Here is a 23456-nt window from a genome sequence, read left to right as displayed (position 1 = left end):
TCCTTTTCCCCCATTACCCTTGCGGCTGCGACGGTTCGGAAATGCTCGTCAACGCCTGTTCAGCCGCTTCGTTTGATGCGCTGTTCGTCGCAATATCGCCTAACGCAACAATGCCTTGAAGCTGGTTGTTTTCCACGATCGGCAAACGGCGAACTTGATGTTGGGCCATGACATTCGCGGCTTCCTGTACGCTCATATTCGGCGTACCGGTGACGACTTGGTTCGTCATGACCTCCGCTACTTTGACGGTCGACGGGTCTTTTCCTTGGGACGAAACACGCAACGTAATATCGCGGTCCGTAATCATCCCTTTGACTTGCCCGTTTTCCACAACCGGAAGCGCCCCAATATTTTTTTGGCTCATGATTTGCGCTGCTTCTTGCACCGTTTGGTTCGGCGAAATCGTTGCGACGTTTTTCGTCATAATGTCCTGCACTTTGTTTCCGCTGTTGTTCGTCAATGTGATCCTCCCCTTTCACCGATTAGTATGGCTCGTTTGTCGAGCGATATAGATAGAAAATGTTGTTTTCTTTCCTGCCCTTTGCCGGTTATGAATGGACGTTCCGTTTTCCATCCCTTATAATGGAGCTGAACAGTGTAAGATCGGGCAACGGTGTCTGCAACGGAAGAAGGGGAGAAGGATGGAACAAGAAAAACGCGCGGAACACTTGCTTTTGGCCGCATGGGCGACTGCGCTCATCGCCACCCTCGGAAGCCTTTATTTTTCGGAGGTGCTTGGGTACATTCCGTGCGACCTGTGCTGGTTTCAACGCATTTTTATGTATCCGCAAGTCATCATTTTAGGAATCGCCATCGTGCGCAAAGACGCTGCGGCAGCTCGCTATAGCTTCACACTGTCATTGATTGGCGGGGGTATTTCTCTGTATCATTATGGATTGCAAAAAATTCCGCTGCTTCAAGAATACGCCATCAGCTGCGGCCGCATTCCGTGCACAGGGCAATATATAAACTGGCTTGGATTTATCACCATTCCATTTTTGGCGTTCACTGCCTTTATGATCATTATTTTGTTAAGTTGGACCGTCATGCGCCAGCAAAGAAAGGAGAGCGAACGTTGAAAAAACTGCTCGCATTTGGCGGCATCATTGTCGTCCTGTTCGCTGCGATCGCGTTTATTACGATGTACGAACAAAAAGAAGCCGCAAGCAACAACCCTTACCATAAAAGCGAGCTGAACCCAGCCACTGTCGCCCAACTTGACGACCCGAACTACCGCAACATTATTTTGCCCGCGGAGTTGAAACAGCAGCTGGCTGACGGCAAGACGCTCACCGTTTACTTTTACAGCCCGACATGCCCGCACTGCCACCGGACAACGCCGATCGTCGTGCCGCTAGCAAAGGAGCTTGGCATCGATTTAAAGCTGTTCAACTTGCTCGAATTTGAAGACGGTTGGGACATATACCATATTGAAGCAACCCCGACCATTGTCCATTATGAAAACGGCAAAGAGGCAAAACGCATCGAAGGATACCATGATGAAAAAACGTTTCGCCGATGGTTTGCCTCACTGCCAATGCCAAAAAAATAAGGAGCTGCGCCTTTTACAAGACGCAGCCCCTTGCCCTACATCACCCACTGGTTCACAGCGGGAACATACATGCTGCACGGCATCGCCCGCTTATGGAGAAACTGCTTGGCCCGAAATGGAAAGGTGATTCCATGACGAGCCAAAATTTTTTGGTTGCGGGCAAACAGCCATTCATATTGGTCGCACTCTCCATGTTCCCCCATATATTCGATGACGGTAATGAGCGACTGCAGCGCCGAAATGATTTGGAAAGCCTCCTTCATTGTTCCATTATATGCCACATGTTCGTGATCTAACGAAAGAATGCCCCACTCCTCAAATTGACGGATTTGTTCGTCATCGAAGTAATACGGGAACACATCGGTATAAAAGTAGTTGAGCAAATACTGCATGTAATGCTCTTGTTCCGGAGTCGCTGCATACATCATTTTCAACGTCCATACCACCTTTTCTCGCCGCAATGCTTGCGTTCTCCATCATGAAGACGATACTATGAGTGTACCATATCTCGCGCAAGGATAGGGGTAGAAAGTGTTTCCACAGCTAACAAACAATTGGGAGTGTGACAACCTTTGTGGACAAGAAAAGGCGATTGGCTGGAATGCATCATCCCTAGCTGGTGGAGCGGTTTGACGATTGAACAGCTCCTGAAAGACGTATGGGCCGCCTCGAAAAAGCTCGCCCACCGTTGGCGGATGGAACACGGCGTCAAACTGAACGGCCAGGCTGTTCCCTGGAAGACGGTGCTCAACGAACGCGACCGGCTTCAGCTTTACGCATATGAGCCCGAGCCGTCGTTCATCGTTCCAGAATATCGGGAGCTTTCGATTTTATGGGAGGACGACCATCTGCTCGTCTTGAACAAAGAAGCCGGCATCGACATTCATCCGTCCGAACCGGGGCAAACCGGCACGCTCGCCAATGCGGTCGCGTTTTATTTGCAGTCGCAGGCAATTTTAACAAAAGTGCGCCACATTCACCGACTTGACCGCGACACGTCGGGAGCGATTTTATTTGCCAAACACCCGCTTGCCGGTGCGACGCTCGATCGGATGCTCGCCCACCGTGCCATCAAGCGGACGTACGTCGCCCTTGTTCACGGTCGTTTGTCCCCGAAATCAGGAACCATTTCCGCGCCAATCGGCCGCGACCGCCACCATCCAACGCGCCGGCGCGTCTCGAAGACGGGGGCAAAAGCGGTGACACACTATCGCGTCATCAAAACATTCCCGTCAACATCGCTTGTTGAGCTTTCTCTCGAGACTGGACGGACGCACCAAATCCGCGTCCATTTGGCCCATCTCGGCCATCCGCTCGTCGGCGATGTGCTTTATGGCGGCAAACCAGTGTTTCATCGCCATGCGCTTCATGCCGCTAAGCTAACGTTCCGCCATCCGTTTACAAACGAAGAGGTCATTTGTCTCGCGCCAACAAGCGATTTTCCCACCGACCTTTCGCGCATTTACAATTGATCTACTCCGCCGTCCTTCAATGGAGGAGGGGATTTCTCGGCCGAAACGAGAAAAGGCAGACGCCCCCGTCTGCCTTACAAACGCAACTCCTCCTCTTCGGCGCCTGCCGCCTCCTCCTCTTTGCTCGGCTCTTTTTTTGCCACTTCCAGCGATTTCACATGATGGCCATCCATTTCCTTCACCGTAAACAAGTAGCCATCGATTTCGACACTCTCGCCTGGTTTGATATCATAATGCTTCGTTAAAATCCAGCCGCCGATCGTATCGACGTCATCATCGTCAATGTCCAGCCCAAGCAAGTCATTCACTTCGCTGATCAACACTTTGCCATCCAAGATCAATCGATCGTCCATTTTTTGAATCAGCGGCATTTCATCAATATCAAACTCATCTTGGATTTCGCCAACGATTTCTTCCAAAATGTCCTCGACTGTAACCAGTCCAGACGTGCCGCCGTATTCATCGACCAAAATCGCCATATGGATGCGTTCTTTTTGCATTTTGACCAACAAATCGTGAATGGCGATCGATTCAATCACTTGAATGATCGGGCGGATATAGTCTTTCATCTGCTTTTCGTTGGACGGATTGGCAATAAAGTCCGTAAACACCTCTTTCACGTTGATGAGTCCAAGCACATGGTCTTTATCGCCGTCAATGACCGGATAGCGCGTATACTTTTCTTCGCGAATGATGTCCAAGTTTTCCTTGACGCTTTTGTTAATATCGAGCGCCACAATTTCTTTGCGCGGCACCATAATTTCTTTCGCTATGCGGTCGTCAAAACGAAAAATGTTATTGACATAGCGGTACTCTGACTGATTGATCTCCCCGCTTTTGTAGCTTTCGGATAAAATGAGGCGCAACTCCTCCTCAGAGTGGGCGATTTCATGCTCCGCCACCGGCCTGAGGCCAAACAGGCGCGTCACGAGCCGCGCAGAGTTGTTGAGCGTCCAAATGAACGGATACATGATTTTGTAAAACCAGATGAGCGGCTGAGCCGTAAACAGCGTAATCGCTTCCGCCTTATGAATGGCAAACGTCTTCGGCGCTAATTCACCGACGACGACATGCAAAAAGGTGATGAGCGAAAACGAAATGATAAACGCTAAAAAGTGGGAGACGGATTCCGATAAATGGAGGCGTTCAAACAGCGGCAGCAACATCCGCGCCACCGTCGGCTCCCCGAGCCAGCCAAGGCCAAGCGAGGTGAGCGTAATGCCGAGCTGGTTCGCCGATAAATAGCCGTCCAAATTCGAAATCACTTTTTTCGCCGCGACCGCCCGTCGATTCCCTTCATTGACAAGCTGATCGATGCGCGAGCTGCGCACCTTGACGATCGCAAATTCAGAAGCGACAAAAAAGGCGGTGCAAGCGATGAGAAACGCCACCAACAGCAAACTGGCTATATCCAATTCGTCTCCGAGCGCGGATGAAGCGCCCAGGTTACACCTCCTGCACACAAAAGTTTCCATTGCAGCTGATAGACGATGATGCCGCTGGGCCGCCTTAGGCGGCCCAATATGTTACGATTCCTCATTATTGTTCCCTTGGGTGAAAATGAGCACATATTTCAGCAGTTCAAACACGGCGATCAACGTTGCCGCGACGTATGTCAGCGCCGCCGCGCCAAGCACTTTGTTTACGCCTCGCGCTTCATTTGGGGCGATCAACCCTTCAGCCAGCATAAACCGCTTCGCCCGTGCGCTCGCGTTAAACTCCACCGGCAAGGTAATGATTTGGAAGGCCACCGCCAGCGAGAAAAACAAAATGCCGAGTCCAATCAGCGAAAATTGATGGAGCACAAATCCAACGAGCAACAACAACGGCGCAACGCCCGAAGCGAAGTTCACAATCGGAAACATCCGGTGGCGAAGGACGAGCGCCGCGTAGCCTTGCTGGTGTTGAACGGCATGGCCAACCTCGTGGGCGGCAACGGAAATGGAAGCGATTGAACGCCCATAAAAGACCGGCTCCGACAAACGGACCGTGCGGGAAATCGGATCATAATGGTCGGACAATCTCCCTGGCACGACCTCCACCGGCACATGGTGCAGCCCGTGGCGGTCTAAAATCATGCGCGCCACTTCCGCCCCCGTCAACCCCGATGAGGCTGGAACTTCAGACCAGGCATTGAAATTGCTTGATACCTTCCATTGCGCCCAAAGCGATATCAGGAAGGCGATAAAAATGAAAATATCCATCGGATGGAATAGCATCACAGCACCCTCCGTTTTTTCAATGTTCATCAAATGTGTATACTATTATTTATTGTACTTGCTCACCTTTTCATACGTCAAACGGCCCGCTCCGGTTTCAAAAAAAAACAGCGCCTGCATCGAGGCGCTATTTGGCTCATGGGAACATCAAAAATTGAAATTGTCTGGGTCAGGACCGACCCGTTTGTTCAAGTTCAACGCGTCGATCTGTTTCATTTCTTCGTCGGTCAGCGAGAAATCAAAAATATCAGCGTTTTCCTTGATCCGCGCCGGCGTCACCGACTTCGGGATCGTCACAACGCCGTGTTGCAAATCCCAGCGCAACACCACCTGCGCCGGCGTTTTCCCGTACTTGCGCCCAATGTCAACGATCGTCGGTTCGCTTAAAATTTCCCCACGCATGAGCGGCGACCATGCTTCAAGCTGGATGCCGTTTTCCCGGCAAAACGTAAGCAGCTCTTTTTGCGTCAGGCGTGGGTGATACTCGACTTGGTTGACCATCGGCTTAATTTCGCAGTCAGCCATCACATCTTGCAAATGGTGAATTTGGAAGTTGCTCACTCCAATCGCGCGCACATAACCGTCTTTATACAACTTTTCCAGCGCCTTGTACGTCTCTTTATACTTCCCTTTCACCGGCCAGTGAACCAAATACAAATCGACATAATCGAACCCGAGTTTTTTTAAACTTTTGTCAAACGCCTTCAGCGTCGTCTCATACCCTTGGTCGGTGTTCCACACTTTCGTTGTCACAAACACTTGTTCGCGGGGAATGCCGGATTCGCGGATCGCTTGACCGACACCTTCTTCGTTTTCATAAAAAGCGGCTGTATCAACATGGCGGTAGCCGATCTCGAGCGCGGTGCGCACCGCGCTTCTTACTTCCTCCCCTTCTTTGACTTTATAAACGCCAAGGCCGACCCAAGGCATTTTCACCCCGTTATGCAAAGTGGCGCAATCTTGCAGGCCGTTCATATCCTCTCCTCCTCGAGCGTCATTATAGTTTCATTATGGGAAAAGAGGGAAAGAAAATCAAAATATATGCTTGCTCTCCTTTCTCACTTCCCCGCGTCCCTCTTGTTCTTTCTTTAGGGGAAAATCAACGCAAAAACGAGGGGAAACGTTCCCCTCGCGCTGTCATTGCATTCCTTCTTTCATCCATTCGGCGATTTGCAGCGTGCGGCGCCTTTCCCGACGCAGTCAGAAACATGCGAACGGAAAAGCTGTCAATGGGACTTGCAGAGCGCTCCTGACTCTTATTTGGCCACGCTCATCGAGGCGCGCTCCACTTCAGCTTCGTTCGGATGAAACTCGTTTTCCATTTTCGAAACAACCACTGTCGCTACAGCATTGCCGATAATATTCGTAATCGCCCGCGCTTCCGACATGAAGCGGTCAACCCCAAGCAACAAGGCGATGCCTTCGACCGGAATCATCGGAAATGCTGCCAACGTTGCAGCCAGCGTAATAAAGCCGGAACCGGTAACCCCTGCTGCCCCTTTCGAAGTGAGCATTAAGACGCCAAGCAACGTCAGCTCTTGCCAAATGGTTAAATCAATGCCGTACGCTTGGGCGATGAAAATAGCTGCCATCGACAAGTAAATCGATGTGCCGTCTAGGTTAAACGAATACCCTGTCGGAACGACAAGACCAACAACCGATTTCGAGCACCCGTATTTTTCCAAACGCTCCATCAGCCGCGGCAGCGCTGATTCAGACGAAGACGTGCCCAAAACAAGCAACAGTTCCTCTTTGATATAAGCGAGAAACTTAAAGATGTTAAACCCATAAAACTTGGCAATCCCGCCAAGCACGACGAAAATGAAGAGCGCCATCGTAATGTAAACAGAACCCATCAATTTACCGAGCGACACGAGCGATCCGAGGCCGAACGTGCCGATCGTGTACGCCATCGCGCCGAACGCGGCGATCGGCGACACCTTCATTACCATGTTGACGACGCCGAAGAAAATTTCCGCCAGCCGTTCAAACAAGGAAATCACTGGTTTTGCTTTTTCCCCAAGCGCGGCAGCCGCTAAGCCGAACAACACGGCGAAGAAGAGCACCGGAAGCAGTTGGCCGCTCGCCATCGCGGCAACGACGTTGTCGGGAATGATGCTTAAAATGAAATCAACAAAACCGTGGCTTGTTTCTTCCGCTTGTTTCGTGTATTGTGAAATGTCGCCGCCTTTTACTGCATCGGTATGAAACCCAACCCCTGGTTTGACAAGGTTGACGACGACAATCCCGATCGCCAACGCAAACGTCGTGACAATTTCAAAATAAATGAGCGCCTTGCCGCCGATGCGGCCGACCTTTTTCAAGTCGCCCATATTGCCGATTCCGATGACGACGGTGAAGAAAATGATCGGGGCGATCACCATTTTAATCAGCTTAATAAATCCGTCTGCCAATACTTTCAACTTCGCGCCAAATTCCGGAAATGCAAATCCGACAATGATCCCTAAAATAATGCCGATGATGACTTGCACCGTCAAGTTTTTCAGTTTTCTCCGCATTTCTCCCACTCCTTTCGATATTTTGGCAACGCTTTCAACATTATCATAAAGAAAAATCGTTGAAATCAAAATATTATGGTGATAATGGTCGTTTTGGTCTTTTTGGTCTTGACCTTTTTTGGCTCTTCACCACAACATGTTACTTGACAAGCAATACGGTTTCCTGCACAAAGATGTGCCAAAATCACGGATTTGTTGGTTTTCCTTCACAAGCGTAAATAGGGTATGTTCAGAAAAAATCAAGTACAACTTTTGGTGAAGAGCCACTTTTTTGCTGTTCAAAAACAAAAAAGCTTCCGCCCGCGGAAGCCTATTGCGATCCTCTCATTTCATTCAAAAGCCTGGAACCAAACTGCCTCGTAAACTCGTCGTACAGCGGGGCAAACTTCTGCTCCCATTTCCGTTTCTCCTCTTCCGACAGCCGGTAAAGGAAGACATCTTCACGCCGCTCGAGCTGCTTGAGCTCCCGTTCGTTTTGCTCTTTCGACTGCTCTAAATTCCAACGCGTCGCTTCAGCCATCGCTTCGGTTATTTTTTGCTGGATGTCTTTCGGCAAATGGTCCCAAAATGACTGATTCATCATGACGGCGTACCCGAGATATCCGTGATTGCTGATCGTAATATACGGTTGAAATTTGTAAAACCCTTTCGAATAAATATTGGAAATCGTATTTTCCTGCCCATCAAACTTATGCTGTTCAAGCTCCTGATAAACGCGGTCAAATGAAACGGCAATCGGTTCACCGCCAAGCAAGCGAAACTGCTTTTCAATCACTTCGCTCGGCATAATGCGAAAACGCAAGCCGCGAAAATCGTCAGGGGCGATGAGCGGACGGGTTGTGCTCATCATTTGCTTAAATCCATTGCTCCAAAACGCCAGTCCTTTCATTCCTTTTGCCTCCAGCATCCGAAGCAGCTCGGCGCCCACTTTTCCAGTAAACACGCGGCGCACGTCGTCCTCATCGCGGAACAAAAACGGCAAATCGAGCACTTGCCATTCGGGGACAAGCTCTGTCACCTTTGAAAATGATGGCGCGATCATTTGCACGTCGCCGCGCAACAGCGCATCAAGCTCTTCCCCATCCGAATAAAGCGAGCCGTTCGGGAACACTTCGACTTTGACGCGGCCGTTTGTTTTTTGCTCGACAAGCTCGGCAAACTTTTGCGCCGCCAGCCCTTTTGGCGTATTCTCTGCTACGACATGGCTGAAATAAATAATGATTTGCTTTTCCAATCCTTTTTGCTCGTCGTCATAAACAAGTGGTTCACGTCCCAGTTGACGGCTAGCTGCCCAGCCGACTAGACCGAGGCCGACAAACAAAAGGATTGTCCATGCTCTCCACTTTTTCCCCATTGTTCACACCATTCTTCCATCCTATTGCTAAAATGGCACTCCAACGGAATGCTCCCCGCCGACTCGAATCATTGAAGCAAAAAAGCGGCTGGAGCCCACCGATTCGGTTTGAAAGCAGCAATCGCCACGCCTTACGTATGCACCATCTTCTATGCTGGCGGGCAGAATATTTGTTCCCCACCGCCATTTTACACCTTTCGTTTCTTTCCATTCAAGAAGATTTGGTATAATGAAAAAAACGTTGATTTATTCCTTTCCCGATTCATATGGCATGTCCAACAGCCATCACGACTGCCAAAAAGGAGTTCCGCCATGAACCGGCTGCCGATTCGCTGGAAAATTACGATGTTGATTTTCGCCATCGTCAGCTTTTCCATGTTGCTGAGCGGTGCATTCATCATCAGCGACTTTTTCCATACAAAGGAGGAGGAACTCAGCCAGCGCGCCTTATTGACCGCGCGCACCGTCTCCGAGCTGCCCGAAGTCAGGCGCCATATTGTCGGAAACAAACAAAGCCGGGCGCTGATCAATCCGGTCGTCGAGCGGGTGCGCGTCATTCACAGCGCCGACTATATCGTCGTTCTCGATATGAACAAAGTGCGCCTCTCCCATCCGCTTCCGGCAATGATCGGCACGATCTCCCGCGGTGCTGATGAGGGGCCGGCATTTGCCGAACATACGTACACTTCCAAAGCCCGCGGGGAAATCGGGACAGTGGTTCGCGCCTTCGTTCCCATTATGAACAGCGATCACGAACAAATTGGCGTCGTCATCGCCGCCTACCGGTTGCCGACGTTTTTTGAAGCCATTGATTCTTTGAAAGAAGAAGCTGCCGTAGCGGTCGTTTTGTCGCTCGTTGTCGGTGGAATTGGTGCATGGCTGCTCGCCTCCCATATCAAGCGGCAAATGTTTGAGCTGGAACCGCATGAGATCGCCAAGCTGCTGATCGAACGGACGGAAGCGTTTAACGCCATGCACGAAGGCGTCATCGCCATTGACAGCGATGAAAACATTACCATCTTCAACGACCGGGCAAAACAAATGCTCGGCGTCAAAGGGGATGTCATCGGCCGGTCGATCCGTTCCGTCATTCCAGACACACACCTTCCGGAAATCTTGGAAGTAAACAAGCCGATTTACAATAAGGAGTTGCAGATCGGCAATTTAACGATTTGGAGCAACCGCATCCCGATCAAAGTCAACGGGAAAACGGTCGGCGCCATCGCCATTTTCCAAGACCGGACGGAAGTGAAGAGACTCGCCGAAGAACTGACGGGCGTCAAGGCGTTTGTCCACGCCTTGCGCGTGCAAAATCATGAATACATGAATAAGCTTCATACGATCGCCGGCCTCATCCAGCTCGGCCATATCGAAAAGGCGCTCGAGTACGTCTTCCAAGTCACGGAGGAACAAGCAGAACTGACACAGTTTTTAAGCCGCAACATTAAGGACGAAAGCATTTCTGGATTGCTCTTAAGCAAAATCCGCCGCGGCAAGGAGCTCGGCATCCGCGTGACCATCGATCGGCACAGCCGGCTGCACCGCTTTCCGCCGCATCTCGATCACCATGATTTTGTTGTTCTCCTTGGCAATTTAATTGAAAACGCCTTCGACGCGTTCCGTGATGTAACCGACCGGGAAAAAGAAATTTACATCAGCATCGAACAAAATGAAGACATTTGTTCCCTCTCGGTCGAAGACAACGGCCAAGGCATTGCCCGTGAGCATATCAACCGCATTTTTGATGAAGGCTTTTCAACCAAAGGGGAGAGCGGTCGAGGCATCGGCTTGTATTTGGTGAAGCAAATTGTGGAAAAGGGAAACGGGCGCATCGATGTGCAGTCGGAAAAGGGGAAAGGAACGGTGTTTACGGTGACCTTTGACATGTGAGGTCCATTTAGGCAACGGCGGCCGCGAAAGACACCCCCGTCGAGACGAAGGAGGAAAAGGCTATGTATCGCGTGTTGTTGATCGAGGATGACCCGATGGTGCAAGAAGTGAATCGGCAAATGATTGAACAAGTCGACGGCTTCACCGTCATCGGCCTCGCTGGAAACGGTGAAGAAGGACTCCGCCTCATCGACGAGCTGCACCCGGATTTAGCAATGATCGATATTTACATGCCGCAGCTGGACGGCCTTGAAACATTAAAACAAATCCGCGCCCGCGGCCATGAAGTCGATATCATCGCCATTACCGCGGCGAGCGACATTGAAACGGTGCGCCGCGTCCTGCAAAACGGCGCCTTCGATTACATTGTGAAACCGTTCAAATTTGAACGGCTCAAACAGGCGTTGGAAAATTATCGGACGTTCCGCCGGTCGCTTGCGGAAAAGGAATCGCTCACCCAGGTGGAACTCGATGCCCTAAGGCGGGCGGCTGAACAACCGGCCGGACCGTCCTCCGAGCTTCCGAAAGGACTGAATGAGGTCACATTGGAAAAAGTGATCGCCTATTTGCGCGGGCACCGCTTCCCTGTTTCCGCCGAGGAAGTGGCCGAAGGAGTCGGCATCGCCCGCGTCACCGCCCGCCGCTATTTGGAGTACCTTGAGAAAACAGGAAAAGTCGTGCTCGATGTTCAATACGGCGGCGTCGGACGACCAGTGAATCGGTACCATCTGAAAGCAACATAACACGGCGCCGTTTCACTTGGCTTTAAGCTGGTTGTCAGAGACGGAAAGCCAGGCCTTATTATGCCGTATCCCGCACCAGCAACCGGGCAGGCAGCTCTTCCTGTTTTCGCGCCACACGGCCTGTCTCCAGCCAATGGTGAAGAAGGCGGAACGCTCTTTCCCCGAGCGTAAAATGGGGGAGTGCCACGGTTGTAATGCCCAGCATTTCGGCCAATGGATCATTATCAAAACCAATAACGGCAAGCTCATCTGGAATGCGCACCCCGATTCGGCGCGCATGGAGCACGATTCCGGCCGCCACTTGGTCACTCGTCACAAGCAACGCGCTCGGCCTCTCCTCCATCGCGATCCATTGCTCCATAACCCGCTTTCCATCTTCAAGAAATAGACAACCATCGAAAACCCACTGCCAACGAGGAAGGACGCCGACTTCACGCAACACATCCTGGTACGCCCCTGCCCTCGCTTGGCTGTTCGGCCCGGTCATTCTTCCGATGCAATAACCGATGCGCCGGTGCCCCTTTTTGATCAAGTAGCGAAGCGCTTGGACAAACGCTTGGTAGTGATCGATATAGACAGTGAAAAAATCATACCTTTCCACCTGCTCACATAAAACAATGGGACCGTCTTCCTGATAAGCCGCAAACGCTTCCCAGTCCACTTCATGGGAACATACGATCAACCCATCCATTTGCTTCATCCGCAGCCGTTCCAACGCCTCAAGCTCCCTTTCCACCTCATAGTTTGTCTGAAACAAAAGCAACTGGTAACCATAACGAAGCGCCTCTTTGGAAATCCCTTCGATTACAGCGGAAAAATAAGGATGGTGAATGTACGGAAGCATGACCCCGACAATCGCTGTTCTTCCCTTCGCCAAGTGAACGGCTTGAATATTTTTCACATATTGAAGCTTCTGGGCTGCTTCCCAAACTGCCTTCCGCTTTTCCTCGCTCACATACGGATATCCGTTCAATACCCTCGATACAGTGGCCACCGACACACCCGCTTCTTTCGCCAAATCACGGATGTTCGCCACGTTCCCACTTCCCTCCATAAAAGCTCTTGACTTGAAACGCGTTTCATACATTACATTCATCCTGCCATCTAGTTCTAGTATACACGAGGAGGTGACCGCATGCTTTGCGGATTGGCTTCACTCATTCTGCTCGTCGCCGCTGTTTGGGGCGGGGCGCATATCGCCTTGCACGCGAAACAAACAAAAAAATAGGGAAACGAGTCTGTTTGTTTCCACCGTTTCAATTGGTATAATGGGGGGTATATGGAACGTAGGGAGGAATGAACATGATTCGATACTGGAAACTGTTGTTCTCTCTCGCTGTCGCCTCCGTCTTGCTGGTTGGCTGTGGAACGAAAGAGCACGAGACGACACAGGCGGCAAAGGAAGAGCAGACAGCCGACGATCCAAAACCATCGTCTGATGCGCCGTCATCCACAGAACATTCTTCCTCGAAAGAAGCAAAAGAGCAAACATCACCAACCGGGAAAGAGGAAGAGCAATCAACGACAAAAGAAGAGCAATCTGCTGCTTCACAACCGACCGTTTCCTTGTCCTATCAAGAAGGGAAACAAACCATCACGAAAACGGCAACGCTGCAAACGAGCGACAATCAACATTTTTCCCTCTATGTTTTGGAAGGATGGACCCTTGACGCCGAAGAACCGGGCGCCGATGTCTTGCTTCATGGCGACGCATTCGCCCGCATCCGCTTGCTTTCGGAGGGGGAAACAAACTACGAGCAACTAGCGCAAGAACATGCCCAAGCGGTTGACGCCAACGCCGCCCGCCAACAAACGAACGGATTGCCTAAGCCGTTCGCTGATGCCGTTTGGTACACTGCCCAAGCGGACGGTGTCACCGTTCATGTCATCGCCAGCGCCCAACCAACGCCGATGCTATTGACCGTGCACGCTCCAAGCAACGAAGACGTGCTTGGCGCCGTACTCGCCATGGCGGCGACGCTGCAAAAGCAATAACTTATTTTAGGGAGGGCCTCGCCCTCCCGCCTTTCCAAAAAGAAAAACCCTCTTTTCGCCATATGAAGAGGGTCAAACGAGCTGCTTGCTTTCTTCTTTGCGGAAAAATGTTCTCATCGCATGGAACACATCCGATTTTTGCTTCAAAATATAATAGCGGAATTTTTCGTCTTTAATATTGCGATACGCCGACATGAGCGTGGAATGGCGGTTGTACTGGTTGACTTCCCCGTACCCAAACATGTTCGACACTTTCATCAGCTCTTGAACAAGCTTCACGCAACGGGCATTGTCCGATGTCAAGTTGTCGCCGTCGGAGAAGTGGAACGGATAAATGTTGTAGCGCGACGGAGAATACTTCGTTTCGATCAGTTCAAGCGCCTTGCGGTAGGCGGATGAGCAAATCGTCCCGCCGCTTTCCCCTTTCGTGAAAAATTCGTCCTCGCTGACAACTTTCGCTTCCGTATGGTGGGCGATAAAGGCGATCTCAACGGTTTCATATTTCGTGCGCAAAAAGCGCGTCATCCAGAAGAAAAAGCTGCGTGCCATATATTTTTCCCACATGCCCATCGATCCGCTTGTGTCCATCATCGCCAAGACGACCGCCTTCGATTCTGGCTTGACGACTTCGTTCCACGTTTTAAACTTCAAATCTTCGCGGTAAATCGGATAAAAACCTGGTTTGCCATTCATGGCATTGCGCTTGAAGGCAGCGAGCATCGTCCGCTTCTTATCGATGTTCCCCATCAGTCCGGTGCGGCGGATGTCATTAAATTCGATATGTTGAGTTACATTTTGATCCAGCTCTTTTCGTTGCAAGTTGGGCAGCTCCAGTTGGCTAAAGAACGCTTCCTCAATCTCCATCAGTGACACTTCAGCTTCGTAATAATCTTGGCCCGGCAAATCGCCAGCCCCTTGGCCTTTTCCTGGCCCTTGCCCCTCCCCGCTTCCGTCTCGGGCCACGACATCGCCGACTTGGCTGTCTCCGTTTCCTTGGCCGACGTGTTTGTTTTTCTCATAATTGTAGCGGATTTTGTATTCATCGAGCGAGCGGATCGGAATTTTAATCACATCGCGCCCGTTGGACATGATAATGCTTTCTTCCGTAATTAAGTCGGGCAAATTGTTTTTGATCGCTTCCTTCACTTTTTCTTGATGGCGCTTTTGATCATCATATCCTTTGCGGTGGAGGGACCAGTCTTCTTTCGATACAACAAAATTCCCCTTCATGTTTTCCCCTCCTTTGAAAAAATCATTTTCACACTTTTCGCTTTCCCGCATATACTTATGTTGGCGTCATCAAAACGGGCCATCACGATGCCAAGTTGGTTTATTTTATCGTATGCAAAAATTCAAAATAATTGACCAATGAATGAGGAAAATAGAAAAGTAGACAAGCCCGATTATCAGCTTCGCGCCCTCTTGTTCGCTTCCTTTTAGCGAAGCTCGCTGCGTCGTCTTCGCTCGACCCTCCCTGTGCAACTCGGTCAGACAGGGGAGGAGGATAAAAAAAGCATGCCTCAGCGCTTGAGGCATGCCTAGCGGTTCAACAAGCTGCCGACATAACGGAGCAATTCATTGGCTGACGTGGAGTTGTACCCGTATTCATCAATGAGGCGGGCGACGACTTCGTTAATTTTTTTCAACTGCTGCTCATCCGGTGTTTTCGTCGACGTTGTAATTTTGACAATGTCCTTTAAATCCGCAAACAATTTCTTCTGGATCGCTTCCCGCAACCGTTCATGTGAATTATAATCAAACCGCTGTCCTTTTCGTGCATATGCCGAAATGCGAATTAAAATTTCTTCGCGAAACGCTTTTTTCGCATTTTCGGAAATGCCGATTTGTTCCTCGATCGAGCGCATCAGCTTTTCATCCGGATTCATTTCCTCACCCGTAAGCGGATCGCGCAGTTTCGTCTTGTTGCAGTACGCCTCGACGTTGTCCAAATAGTTATCCATCAACGTTTTCGCTGACTCTTCATACGAATAGACGAACGCCTTTTGCACTTCTTGTTTTGCGATTTCATCATACTCCTTGCGCACGAGCGAAATGAAATTCAAATACCGCTCGCGGTCTTCCTTCGTGATCGACGGATGCTGATCCAATCCTTCTTTCAACGAACGAAGCACGTCAAGCGCATTGATCGACGGCACTCCTTTGCGGATGATGCAGGCAGAAATGCGGTTGATGACATAGCGTGGGTCGATGCCGCTCATCCCCTCATCCGGATGCTCCTTTTTCAGCTCCTCCACATCGACCTCGCTGAATCCTTCAATCATTTCGCCATCATACAAGCGCATTTTCTTCAATAAATCCACATCCGGCCGCTTCGATTCTTTCAGCCGCGTCAAAATCGTAAACATAGCCGCAATCCGCAGCGTGTGCGGGGCGATATGCACGTCGGCGACGTCGCTTTCGCGGATCATTTTTTCATAAATGCGCTCTTCTTCCGAGACGCGCAAGTTGTACGGAATCGGCATGACGATGATACGCGAATGGAGCGCCTCGTTCTTTTTGTTGGCAATGAACGACCGATATTCCGTTTCGTTCGTATGCGCGATGATCAATTCATCGGCGCTGATTAAAGCAAACCGCCCAGCCTTGAAATTGCCTTCTTGCGTCAGCGACAGCAAATGCCAAAGAAATTTTTCATCGCACTTTAACATCTCTTGAAATTCCATAATCCCGCGGTTGGCTTTGTTCAGCTCGCCGTCAAACCGATACGCGCGCGGGTCAGACTCGGAACCGTATTCCGCGATCGTTGAAAAATCAATGCTTCCCGTTAAATCGGCGATGTCTTGCGATTTTGGGTCAGACGGACTGAACGTCCCGATGCCGACGCGGCGGTTTTCCGAGAAGAAAATACGCTCCACCAGCACGTCTTCAATGCGTCCGCCGTACTCTTTCTCAAGCCGCATCATATTGAGCGGCGACAGCTCACCTTCAATGCGAATGCCGTACTCACGGTAAAAATCGTCGCGCAAATGGTGAGGAATGAGGTGAAGCGGGTCTTCATGCATCGGGCACCCTTTAATCGCATAAACGGCTCCGCGCTCCGTTTTGGAGTACTCCTCAAGCCCGCGCTTCAGGAGCGTTACCAACGTCGACTTCCCGCCGCCGACCGGCCCCATCAGCAGCAAAATCCGTTTCCGCACATCAAGCCGCTTCGCCGCCGGGTGGAAATATTCCTCAACGAGCCGCTCAAGCGCCTCCTCAAGCCCGAACAGGTGCTGGCTGAAAAACTTATATCGTTTCCGCCCATTCACCTCTTCGACCCCAGCATCTTTGATCATATTATAAACACGCGAATGAGCCGACTGGGCCACCCACGGCTTTTCTTTTAAAATCTTTAAATACTCGGCAAACGTTCCTTCCCATTTCAACTTTTCTTCTTCTTCCCGATACCGGGCGATTTTTTGCAAAATATCCATAAAGGACCTCCTCACCCTTGGATGTCTAACAGCAAGATTATTACAATTTATGCGAGGATGTCCCGTATCATTCGCCGCAAAAAAAATTTTGTCTCCTAACAACCAGCTGCGGTCATTCACATGCTTGGCCATATTCGCTATAATAAAGAGGGAAACGCCTGCCACTTTCATTATGAAGGAGGAACAAACGATGCGCACGTTGCTTGTGCTAGGGGTTATCATTGCGTTTTTGACGGCCATTTTCACCGCTGGCTATGAAGACAAACCAGGCGTCAGACAATAAGACCAAAAAAACGACCTCCAGAGCGAAGGTCGTTTTTTTGTTTATGACAACCCATAAAACCGTTGTTGGCGCAACGCTTCGTACACTAAAATGGCCGCCGTGTTCGACAAGTTTAACGAGCGCACTTTGTCATTCATCGGGATGCGAAGGCAACGATCCATATTGGCCTCAAGCAGCTCCTTCGGCAATCCGGTCGTTTCACGGCCGAACACAAAGAAAATATGTTTTTCTGTATCGCTGAAATCAAACGAATCATAATACCGGCGCCCGAATTTCGTAATGAAATAAAACTCCCCTTCCGGAAAGCGGGCGAATAGTTCGTCAAGCGAGTCATAATACGAAATATTGACATACGGCCAATAATCAAGCCCGGCGCGCTTTAACATTTTATCATCCGTTGAAAACCCAAGCGGACGAATCAAGTGAAGCGCCGTATCCGTAGCCGCGCATGTGCGGGCGATATTCCCGGTATTAGCCGGAATTTCTGGTTGGTACAGTACTACATGGAGCGGCATTTCGTTCACCTCAGCAACATCGTTTATTTGCGGTCAATGATGTGAAAAAATTTATACCGAATGTTTGGCGTATAGGCGCTTGAATCTTCATACGACCAGTAACGCATGCGGCTGTTTGTCGTATGGGCGTTCACAAGCGGCATCCCGTTCTGATCTTTCGCCACCACAATCGTTGAGTGGTCGAAGCGTCCGTCCCCTTGAAAATCATAACAGATGACATCGCCTGCCATCAATTGCTCCGGCTCCGCCACTTCCACCGCCTGCAAGCCGATGCGCGACCCGCTCAAATACCAACGAAAAGCATGGGCCACAGCCCAGCTGTAACTCCAACTTCCGTTTTGACACCACCATCCCCTCGCACGGTTCGGATAGCCCGTCATCGGCGCCCCGCCTGCATACAAGCATTGAGAGACAAAATTCGTGCAATCCACCGGAAACGACGGAAACACCGGGTTATGCCGATTCCACCACGTTTCCGCATACCGCACCGCCCGGGCGCGGTCATACTGGTAAGAAAGACGCTCCCCCGTCCATTGCTCTCGTTCGACGCGCGGCGCCTCCATATACCCCCCCAACCGGTTGATCGGTTCATCAGCTACAAGCTCACCGCGAACAAAACAGGCGCATCGCTCCTCAACCTGTTCTTCTATATATAGTGAACCCCTTTGCTTAATTAAAAATTGATGGTGGGCAATATACATCACTTTCGCTTCCCGCTCGATGGTCTGCCTGCCGATAATTTGTCCCCGGATCGTGCAACGGACGATCTCCGCACCGCGCTTTTGGCAAAGCCGTTGCTTTCTTGCCGCCTCTTCGCTTCGGATATTGCTTTCCGACACAAACGAGCGGGCTCGCTCATCCAACCACGCGCGCAACTGTTTTTTCATGCTGCTTTCCACCACTTTCGTTTTTGTTACTACCTTATGTGGGGAAGCTGCGTTTTTTTCCCTATTCCTTTGCCTCAGCCAACAGTTTCAGTCCTTTTTCAATCTCAGCGATCACATCGGCATCCGCCTCCGTTTGCCGCGCGGCCTCCAAATAAGGCTTAGCGCTTGGATCCCCGATTTTCCCGAGCGCCCACGCCGCCGTCCCGCGGATGACTGGACGGCTATCCTCTTTCAACAAACGCAGTAAGTGCGGCACCGCGGTTTGGTCTTTGTAATGGGCGAGCGCCAGAATGGCATTGCGCTGAATCGGCTTTTTCCCACGCCATGAACCCGCCATGGCCCCAAATGTTTCTTTAAATTCACGGTTGCTCATCTGAAGCAGCGGGATGAGTTTCGGCTTTACCGCTTCCGGATCCGGCTCGAATTCTGGATGCAAATGAAAGTCTTTCCCCTTATTTTCCGGGCAGACTTGCTGGCATGTATCGCAGCCGTACAGCCGGTTCCCGATTTTCTCCCGAAACTCGTCGGCCAAAAAGCCTTTCGTTTGCGTTAAAAAGGAAAGGCACCGCTGTGCGTTCAGTTGTCCCCCTTGTACAAGCGCCCCGGTCGGGCAGGCATCAATGCATTTCGTGCACGTGCCGCATCGGTTTTCAACCGGTTCATCAGGGGGAAATGGAATATTCGTAATCATTTCTCCCAAATACACATACGATCCAAACTCCGGTGTAATAATAGAGCAGTTCTTGCCGCTCCAACCGATCCCTGCCCGTTCCGCCACCGCCCGATCGGCGAGCTCTCCGGTATCCACCATCGAGCGAACGCGGGCATGGGGCACTTTGGCCAGCAAAAACTCCTCGAGCTGCTGCAAACGTTCCCGCAACACATCGTGGTAGTCCTTTCCCCATGAAGCGCGGCAAAAAACGCCGCGCCGTTCCGTCTTTGTCCCCCGCGGCGCATTTTTCATTTTGGACGGATAGGCAAGAGCAATGGCAATGATCGATTTTGCTTCCGGAAGAAGCAATGAAGGATTCGTCCGTTTCTCAATATCTGGTTCCTCAAAACCGGACTGATAGCCGAGCTCCTGCTGGCGGCGCAGCCGTTCCTTTAATTCAACAAACGGATCAGCGCTCGCAAATCCGATTTTATCAATGCCGATTGACCGACTATACTCAATGACTTCCCGCTTTAATGCCATAACATCCATCGTTTTCCCTCCTTTCGTCATATATGATAAAATGAAATCCGAGGTGATCAAGATGAAATTCGTGATATCAGAACAACTAAAGCAACGCCTTCCTTCTGGTAAATTCGGCGTCATCCGCTATCATCATATCGAGGTCAGCGATTCACCGCAAATGTTAAGGGGGCGGCTTGAGCTGTTTCAAGAATCTCTTTACATCGAGCTGCAGGAAAAGTCGATTGCCGACATTCCTGAGATGGTCGAATGGCGCCGTACTTTCAAACAAATCGGAACGGACCCAAGCCGCTATCGACCGTCAAGTGAAAGCCTGTACCGACGCATCCAGAAAAAAAGCTTCATTCCGCCTATCCATTCAGCGGCAGACATAAACAACTTTTTTTCACTCTATTATAAAATTCCACTCGGCATCTATGATCTAGACCGCATCAACGGGACAGTGACGCTCACGATCGGCACGGAACAAGATGAATACATCGCGTTAAACGGCCGCACAGTCAACTTTGCCAACAAACTCGTCAGCAAAGATGAACGAGGGCCGTTTGGCAGTCCGATCGTCGATTCGGAGCGGACCGCCGTGACGAGAGAAACGAAAAACGCTTTGCAAATCGTTTACTTTCTCCCATCAACGCCAGAAGAAACCGCCAAGCGCCAGCTTCAAGCCATCCAAACGATGTTTGTGCAAATTCATGGCGGCGAAGCCGACGCCCAATTGTTCGTTTGATCTTCTCCCCCCACTTTCCTGCCGTTGGAAACGGGGGACTCCCTCCCTACTTGAACGCTCTCCCACCTACGCTCACGCGTGGAAGTGGGGGTCTTCTCGGTTTAGGGTGATAAATAAAAAAACGCAATGCCTCGTTCTTTAACGAAACGAAACACTGCGTTGTCCCCAAGCATCATAACATAATTTTAAAGCTAACGAGAGACATTATAACAGACTTCCACACGCATCGCAAGAAAAAAACGCAAAAATCGACAAAAGAAATTGTACAAAAGGGCACCAGAATCTCTGGCGCCAGCAACCAGTGACCCGTACGGGATTCGAACCCGTGTTACCGCCGTGAAAGGGCGGTGTCTTAACCACTTGACCAACGGGCCATTATGGCGGAGAAGGCGGGATTTGAACCCGCGCGCCGCAAAACTGCGACCTAACGGTTTAGCAAACCGTCCCCTTCAGCCACTTGGGTACTTCTCCGTAACATGGCTCCGCAAGTAGGATTCGAACCTACGACCTACCGGTTAACAGCCGGTTGCTCTACCGCTGAGCTATTGCGGAATGATGAATAACTATATGTTATGCACATCTTCCAAATGTGCTCGTTGCCTCTTCCTCTGCCAGCTAATTCAAGGAAGCGAGATGCGTCGAGGCAACTCGTAGCGAATTCGAAGATGTGAAGCTCGTCGCTCCGCTTTTGCTGTGGAACGATGGGGCATTGTTCGCCCATTATTATAGCGAATAGCCAAAAAACATTCAATGGAAAATAATGGGCCTAAGTGGACTTGAACCACCGACCTCACGCTTATCAGGCGTGCGCTCTGACCAGCTGAGCTATAGGCCCATAAAAAGCGGGTGATGGGAATCGAACCCACGACATCAGCTTGGAAGGCTGAGGTTTTACCACTAAACTACACCCGCATAATTTTTGATGAAACACCCATCACAATCTTTCATGCCTCTTCCTCTGCAAGCTAATTCGAGGAAGCTGGATGCGTCGAGGCAACTCGAAGCTAATTCAATGATGCAAATGCTCGTGGCTGAGGTTTTACCACTAAACTACACCCGCATATCATTTAGTTGAACATCCGCCACGCTGCTTCCATGCCCCTTCCTCTACCAGCTGATTCATAGAAGCCAGATGCGTCGGGGCAACTCGAAGCAGATTCGATGATGCAGATGCTCGTGGCTGAGGTTTTACCACTAAACTACACACGCAAATATAGAATATAATGAAAAGGGCGACTAGTGGGAATCGAACCCACGCATGCCAGAGCCACAATCTGGTGCGTTAACCACTTCGCCATAGTCGCCTCGATCTGGTGCCGGCTGCAGGACTTGAACCCGCAACCTACTGATTACAAGTCAGTTGCTCTACCAATTGAGCTAAGCCGGCACATTTAAAATTAGCTAGTGATTCATGTTGTCTGCCTGGTTGTGCCTCTTCCTCTCCCAGCTAATTCGAGGAAGTCAAATGCTCGGTGTCCCTTCCTCTGCAAGCTTATTCAAAGAAGCAGGATGCGTCGGGACAACTCGCAGCAGATTCGACGATGCGAATGCTCGTCTCTACCAATTGAGCTAAGCCGGCACATTTAAAATTAGTTAGTGACTCATGTTGTCTGCCTGGTTGTGCCTCTTCCTCTTCAAGCTCATTCAAGGAAGCCTCGTGCGTCGAGGCAACTCGCAACAGATTCGACGATGCGAGTGCTCGTGGCTACCCATTGAACTAAGCCGGGGTGGTTTGAACATCTGACATGTCTGTGAACTACTCCCACTTAGCTTTGCATGAAGCAGGAATCTTCTTTCGGAACTATGATAAAAATGGTGGCTCGGGACGGAATCGAACCGCCGACACAAGGATTTTCAGTCCTTTGCTCTACCGACTGAGCTACCGAGCCGTATTATATTTTTCACACTGCCTATTGATACCGCTTTGTGCCTCTTCCTCTGCCAGCGGATTCGACGATGCTGGATGCGTCGAGGCAACTCGAAGCGAATTCGATGAAGCAGATGCTCGTCTCTACCGACTGAGCTACCGAGCCTTATCTTATTTTTCCCTTGTTCGTTGATGATTTTTGTGTCCCTTCCTCTACTAGCCCATTCGAAGAAGCCAGATGCGTCGGGACAACTCGCAGCAGATTCGACGATGCGGATGCTCGTCTCTACCGACTGAGCTACCGAGCCATATTTTTTCATCTTTCACAATTTTGAAAGAATGGCGGTCCCGACGGGACTCGAACCCGCGATCTCCTGCGTGACAGGCAGGCATGTTAACCACTACACTACGGGACCAATTTTGGTTGCGGGGGCAGGATTTGAACCTGCGACCTTCGGGTTATGAGCCCGACGAGCTACCGGACTGCTCCACCCCGCGGCGATAAGAAAGTAAATTAATTTGCACAATGCTCTTATCGTTGTTGTTCGTCGCCTCTTCCTCTACAAGCTGATTCAAAGATGCCAGATGCGTCGAGGCAACTGGAAGCGGATTCGTTGAAGCAAAGGCTCTTTGCTCCACCCCACGATGATGAGAAAGCAAGTCAGCTTTTATATTAAGATGGTGGAGGATGACGGGATCGAACCGCCGACCCCTTGCTTGTAAGGCAAGTGCTCTCCCAGCTGAGCTAATCCTCCACGAAATTGCCTAGCAGCGACCTACTCTTGCAGGGGCGCTGGCCCCAAC

General features: G+C 50.5%; 20 protein-coding genes and 11 tRNA genes. 7 read left to right on the top strand and 24 right to left on the bottom strand.

Going from position 1 to position 23456, the window contains the following annotated elements:
- Nucleotides 1-13: 13 nt before the first annotated feature.
- A complete protein-coding gene (locus ETR37_RS14250; RefSeq protein WP_013146282.1) occupies nucleotides 14-460 on the bottom strand; it encodes a CBS domain-containing protein in 447 nt (148 codons plus the stop codon).
- A 181-nt stretch (nucleotides 461-641) separates the two neighbouring features.
- Between ETR37_RS14250 and ETR37_RS14245 the strand changes: the two genes are divergently transcribed.
- Complete coding sequence (locus ETR37_RS14245; RefSeq protein ID WP_013523012.1) at nucleotides 642-1079, top strand: disulfide formation protein C; 438 nt, start codon at nucleotides 642-644, stop codon at nucleotides 1077-1079.
- Entirely contained in the window at nucleotides 1076-1552 is a 477-nt protein-coding gene (locus tag ETR37_RS14240) for a thioredoxin family protein (RefSeq protein WP_033005137.1), read from the top strand. The genes ETR37_RS14245 and ETR37_RS14240 overlap by 4 nt, the downstream gene beginning before the upstream one ends.
- A 35-nt stretch (nucleotides 1553-1587) precedes the next feature.
- On the opposite strand, the gene ETR37_RS14235 is transcribed toward ETR37_RS14240, so the two are convergent.
- A complete protein-coding gene (locus ETR37_RS14235) occupies nucleotides 1588-1986 on the bottom strand; it encodes a YhcU family protein (RefSeq protein ID WP_033005141.1) in 399 nt (132 codons plus the stop codon).
- A gap of 138 nt (nucleotides 1987-2124) precedes the next feature.
- On the opposite strand from ETR37_RS14235, the gene ETR37_RS14230 reads away from it, so the two are divergent.
- The gene (locus tag ETR37_RS14230; RefSeq protein ID WP_013146286.1) at nucleotides 2125-3024 is read left to right on the top strand and encodes an RluA family pseudouridine synthase; all 900 of its coding nucleotides are present in this window, start codon (nucleotides 2125-2127) and stop codon (nucleotides 3022-3024) included.
- 74 nt (nucleotides 3025-3098) lie between these two features.
- Here the strand turns inward: ETR37_RS14230 and ETR37_RS14225 are convergent, their stop codons facing one another.
- From ETR37_RS14225 to ETR37_RS14205, 5 genes are all read right to left on the bottom strand, one after another.
- On the bottom strand, nucleotides 3099-4439 hold the full coding sequence (locus ETR37_RS14225) for a hemolysin family protein (RefSeq protein ID WP_129447438.1): 1341 nt from the start codon (nucleotides 4437-4439) through the stop codon (nucleotides 3099-3101).
- A 111-nt stretch (nucleotides 4440-4550) separates the two neighbouring features.
- Complete coding sequence (locus tag ETR37_RS14220; protein WP_011230067.1) at nucleotides 4551-5243, bottom strand: zinc metallopeptidase; 693 nt, start codon at nucleotides 5241-5243, stop codon at nucleotides 4551-4553.
- A 147-nt stretch (nucleotides 5244-5390) separates the two neighbouring features.
- Nucleotides 5391-6218 carry an aldo/keto reductase gene (locus ETR37_RS14215; protein ID WP_053414423.1) on the bottom strand — a complete coding sequence of 276 codons (828 nt, stop codon included), beginning with the start codon at nucleotides 6216-6218 and terminating at the stop codon, nucleotides 5391-5393.
- Nucleotides 6219-6499: 281 nt separating this feature from the next.
- The gene (locus tag ETR37_RS14210) at nucleotides 6500-7762 is read right to left on the bottom strand and encodes a dicarboxylate/amino acid:cation symporter (protein ID WP_129447437.1); all 1263 of its coding nucleotides are present in this window, start codon (nucleotides 7760-7762) and stop codon (nucleotides 6500-6502) included.
- Between the two features lie 310 nt (nucleotides 7763-8072).
- On the bottom strand, nucleotides 8073-9116 hold the full coding sequence (locus ETR37_RS14205; RefSeq protein ID WP_081133330.1) for a TRAP transporter substrate-binding protein: 1044 nt from the start codon (nucleotides 9114-9116) through the stop codon (nucleotides 8073-8075).
- Nucleotides 9117-9428: 312 nt separating this feature from the next.
- Between ETR37_RS14205 and ETR37_RS14200 the strand changes: the two genes are divergently transcribed.
- Nucleotides 9429-11006, top strand: coding sequence for an ATP-binding protein (locus ETR37_RS14200; protein ID WP_015373988.1), 1578 nt, complete (start codon nucleotides 9429-9431; stop codon nucleotides 11004-11006).
- 62 nt (nucleotides 11007-11068) lie between these two features.
- Nucleotides 11069-11749 (top strand): response regulator, encoded by a 681-nt coding sequence (locus ETR37_RS14195; protein ID WP_013523005.1) that lies wholly within the window; start codon nucleotides 11069-11071, stop codon nucleotides 11747-11749.
- A 58-nt stretch (nucleotides 11750-11807) separates the two neighbouring features.
- Here ETR37_RS14195 and ETR37_RS14190 read toward each other — a convergent pair whose 3' ends face one another.
- Nucleotides 11808-12785, bottom strand: a complete 978-nt coding sequence (locus tag ETR37_RS14190) for a LacI family DNA-binding transcriptional regulator (protein ID WP_129447436.1) — start codon at nucleotides 12783-12785, stop codon at nucleotides 11808-11810.
- 266 nt (nucleotides 12786-13051) lie between these two features.
- Here ETR37_RS14190 and ETR37_RS14185 point away from each other — a divergent pair, with 266 nt between their 5' ends.
- Nucleotides 13052-13744 (top strand): hypothetical protein, encoded by a 693-nt coding sequence (locus ETR37_RS14185; RefSeq protein ID WP_015373986.1) that lies wholly within the window; start codon nucleotides 13052-13054, stop codon nucleotides 13742-13744.
- Nucleotides 13745-13816: 72 nt separating this feature from the next.
- Here the strand turns inward: ETR37_RS14185 and yhbH are convergent, their stop codons facing one another.
- The 5 genes from yhbH to queG all read right to left on the bottom strand — a co-directional run bounded on the left by yhbH (nucleotide 13817) and on the right by queG (nucleotide 20067).
- Nucleotides 13817-14974, bottom strand: coding sequence for a sporulation protein YhbH (gene yhbH / locus ETR37_RS14180; RefSeq protein ID WP_033005854.1), 1158 nt, complete (start codon nucleotides 14972-14974; stop codon nucleotides 13817-13819).
- A 308-nt stretch (nucleotides 14975-15282) separates the two neighbouring features.
- On the bottom strand, nucleotides 15283-17178 hold the full coding sequence (locus ETR37_RS14175) for a PrkA family serine protein kinase (protein WP_011229990.1): 1896 nt from the start codon (nucleotides 17176-17178) through the stop codon (nucleotides 15283-15285).
- Between the two features lie 324 nt (nucleotides 17179-17502).
- A complete protein-coding gene (trmL, locus tag ETR37_RS14170; protein ID WP_015373984.1) occupies nucleotides 17503-17976 on the bottom strand; it encodes a tRNA (uridine(34)/cytosine(34)/5-carboxymethylaminomethyluridine(34)-2'-O)-methyltransferase TrmL in 474 nt (157 codons plus the stop codon).
- A 23-nt stretch (nucleotides 17977-17999) separates the two neighbouring features.
- Entirely contained in the window at nucleotides 18000-18863 is an 864-nt protein-coding gene (locus ETR37_RS14165) for an amidase domain-containing protein (RefSeq protein WP_015373983.1), read from the bottom strand.
- Between the two features lie 61 nt (nucleotides 18864-18924).
- Entirely contained in the window at nucleotides 18925-20067 is a 1143-nt protein-coding gene (gene queG / locus ETR37_RS14160; RefSeq protein WP_013146296.1) for a tRNA epoxyqueuosine(34) reductase QueG, read from the bottom strand.
- Between the two features lie 52 nt (nucleotides 20068-20119).
- On the opposite strand from queG, the gene ETR37_RS14155 reads away from it, so the two are divergent.
- Nucleotides 20120-20785 (top strand): B3/B4 domain-containing protein, encoded by a 666-nt coding sequence (locus ETR37_RS14155; RefSeq protein ID WP_013146297.1) that lies wholly within the window; start codon nucleotides 20120-20122, stop codon nucleotides 20783-20785.
- A 302-nt stretch (nucleotides 20786-21087) separates the two neighbouring features.
- Here the strand turns inward: ETR37_RS14155 and ETR37_RS14150 are convergent.
- The 11 genes from ETR37_RS14150 to ETR37_RS14100 form a co-directional block, all read right to left on the bottom strand.
- Nucleotides 21088-21159, bottom strand: a tRNA-Glu gene (locus tag ETR37_RS14150).
- Between the two features lie 4 nt (nucleotides 21160-21163).
- Nucleotides 21164-21256 (bottom strand) — tRNA-Ser (locus ETR37_RS14145).
- Between the two features lie 6 nt (nucleotides 21257-21262).
- Nucleotides 21263-21337: transfer RNA gene (locus ETR37_RS14140), tRNA-Asn, on the bottom strand.
- 209 nt (nucleotides 21338-21546) lie between these two features.
- Nucleotides 21547-21620: transfer RNA gene (locus ETR37_RS14135), tRNA-Ile, on the bottom strand.
- A gap of 6 nt (nucleotides 21621-21626) precedes the next feature.
- Nucleotides 21627-21697 (bottom strand) — tRNA-Gly (locus ETR37_RS14130).
- A 319-nt stretch (nucleotides 21698-22016) separates the two neighbouring features.
- Nucleotides 22017-22089: transfer RNA gene (locus ETR37_RS14125), tRNA-His, on the bottom strand.
- Between the two features lie 7 nt (nucleotides 22090-22096).
- Nucleotides 22097-22172 (bottom strand) — tRNA-Thr (locus ETR37_RS14120).
- 426 nt (nucleotides 22173-22598) lie between these two features.
- Nucleotides 22599-22674, bottom strand: a tRNA-Phe gene (locus ETR37_RS14115).
- 318 nt (nucleotides 22675-22992) lie between these two features.
- A tRNA-Asp gene (locus ETR37_RS14110) sits at nucleotides 22993-23068 on the bottom strand.
- Nucleotides 23069-23073: 5 nt separating this feature from the next.
- Nucleotides 23074-23150, bottom strand: a tRNA-Met gene (locus ETR37_RS14105).
- Nucleotides 23151-23331: 181 nt separating this feature from the next.
- Nucleotides 23332-23407: transfer RNA gene (locus ETR37_RS14100), tRNA-Val, on the bottom strand.
- Nucleotides 23408-23456 lie beyond the last annotated feature (49 nt).

The organism is Geobacillus sp. PK12, from assembly GCF_004123125.1.
In the GTDB taxonomy this organism is placed as follows: domain Bacteria; phylum Bacillota; class Bacilli; order Bacillales; family Anoxybacillaceae; genus Geobacillus; species Geobacillus zalihae.
Note: the sequence above shows the minus strand (reverse complement) of the source record. Positions and strands in the feature narration are given on the sequence as shown.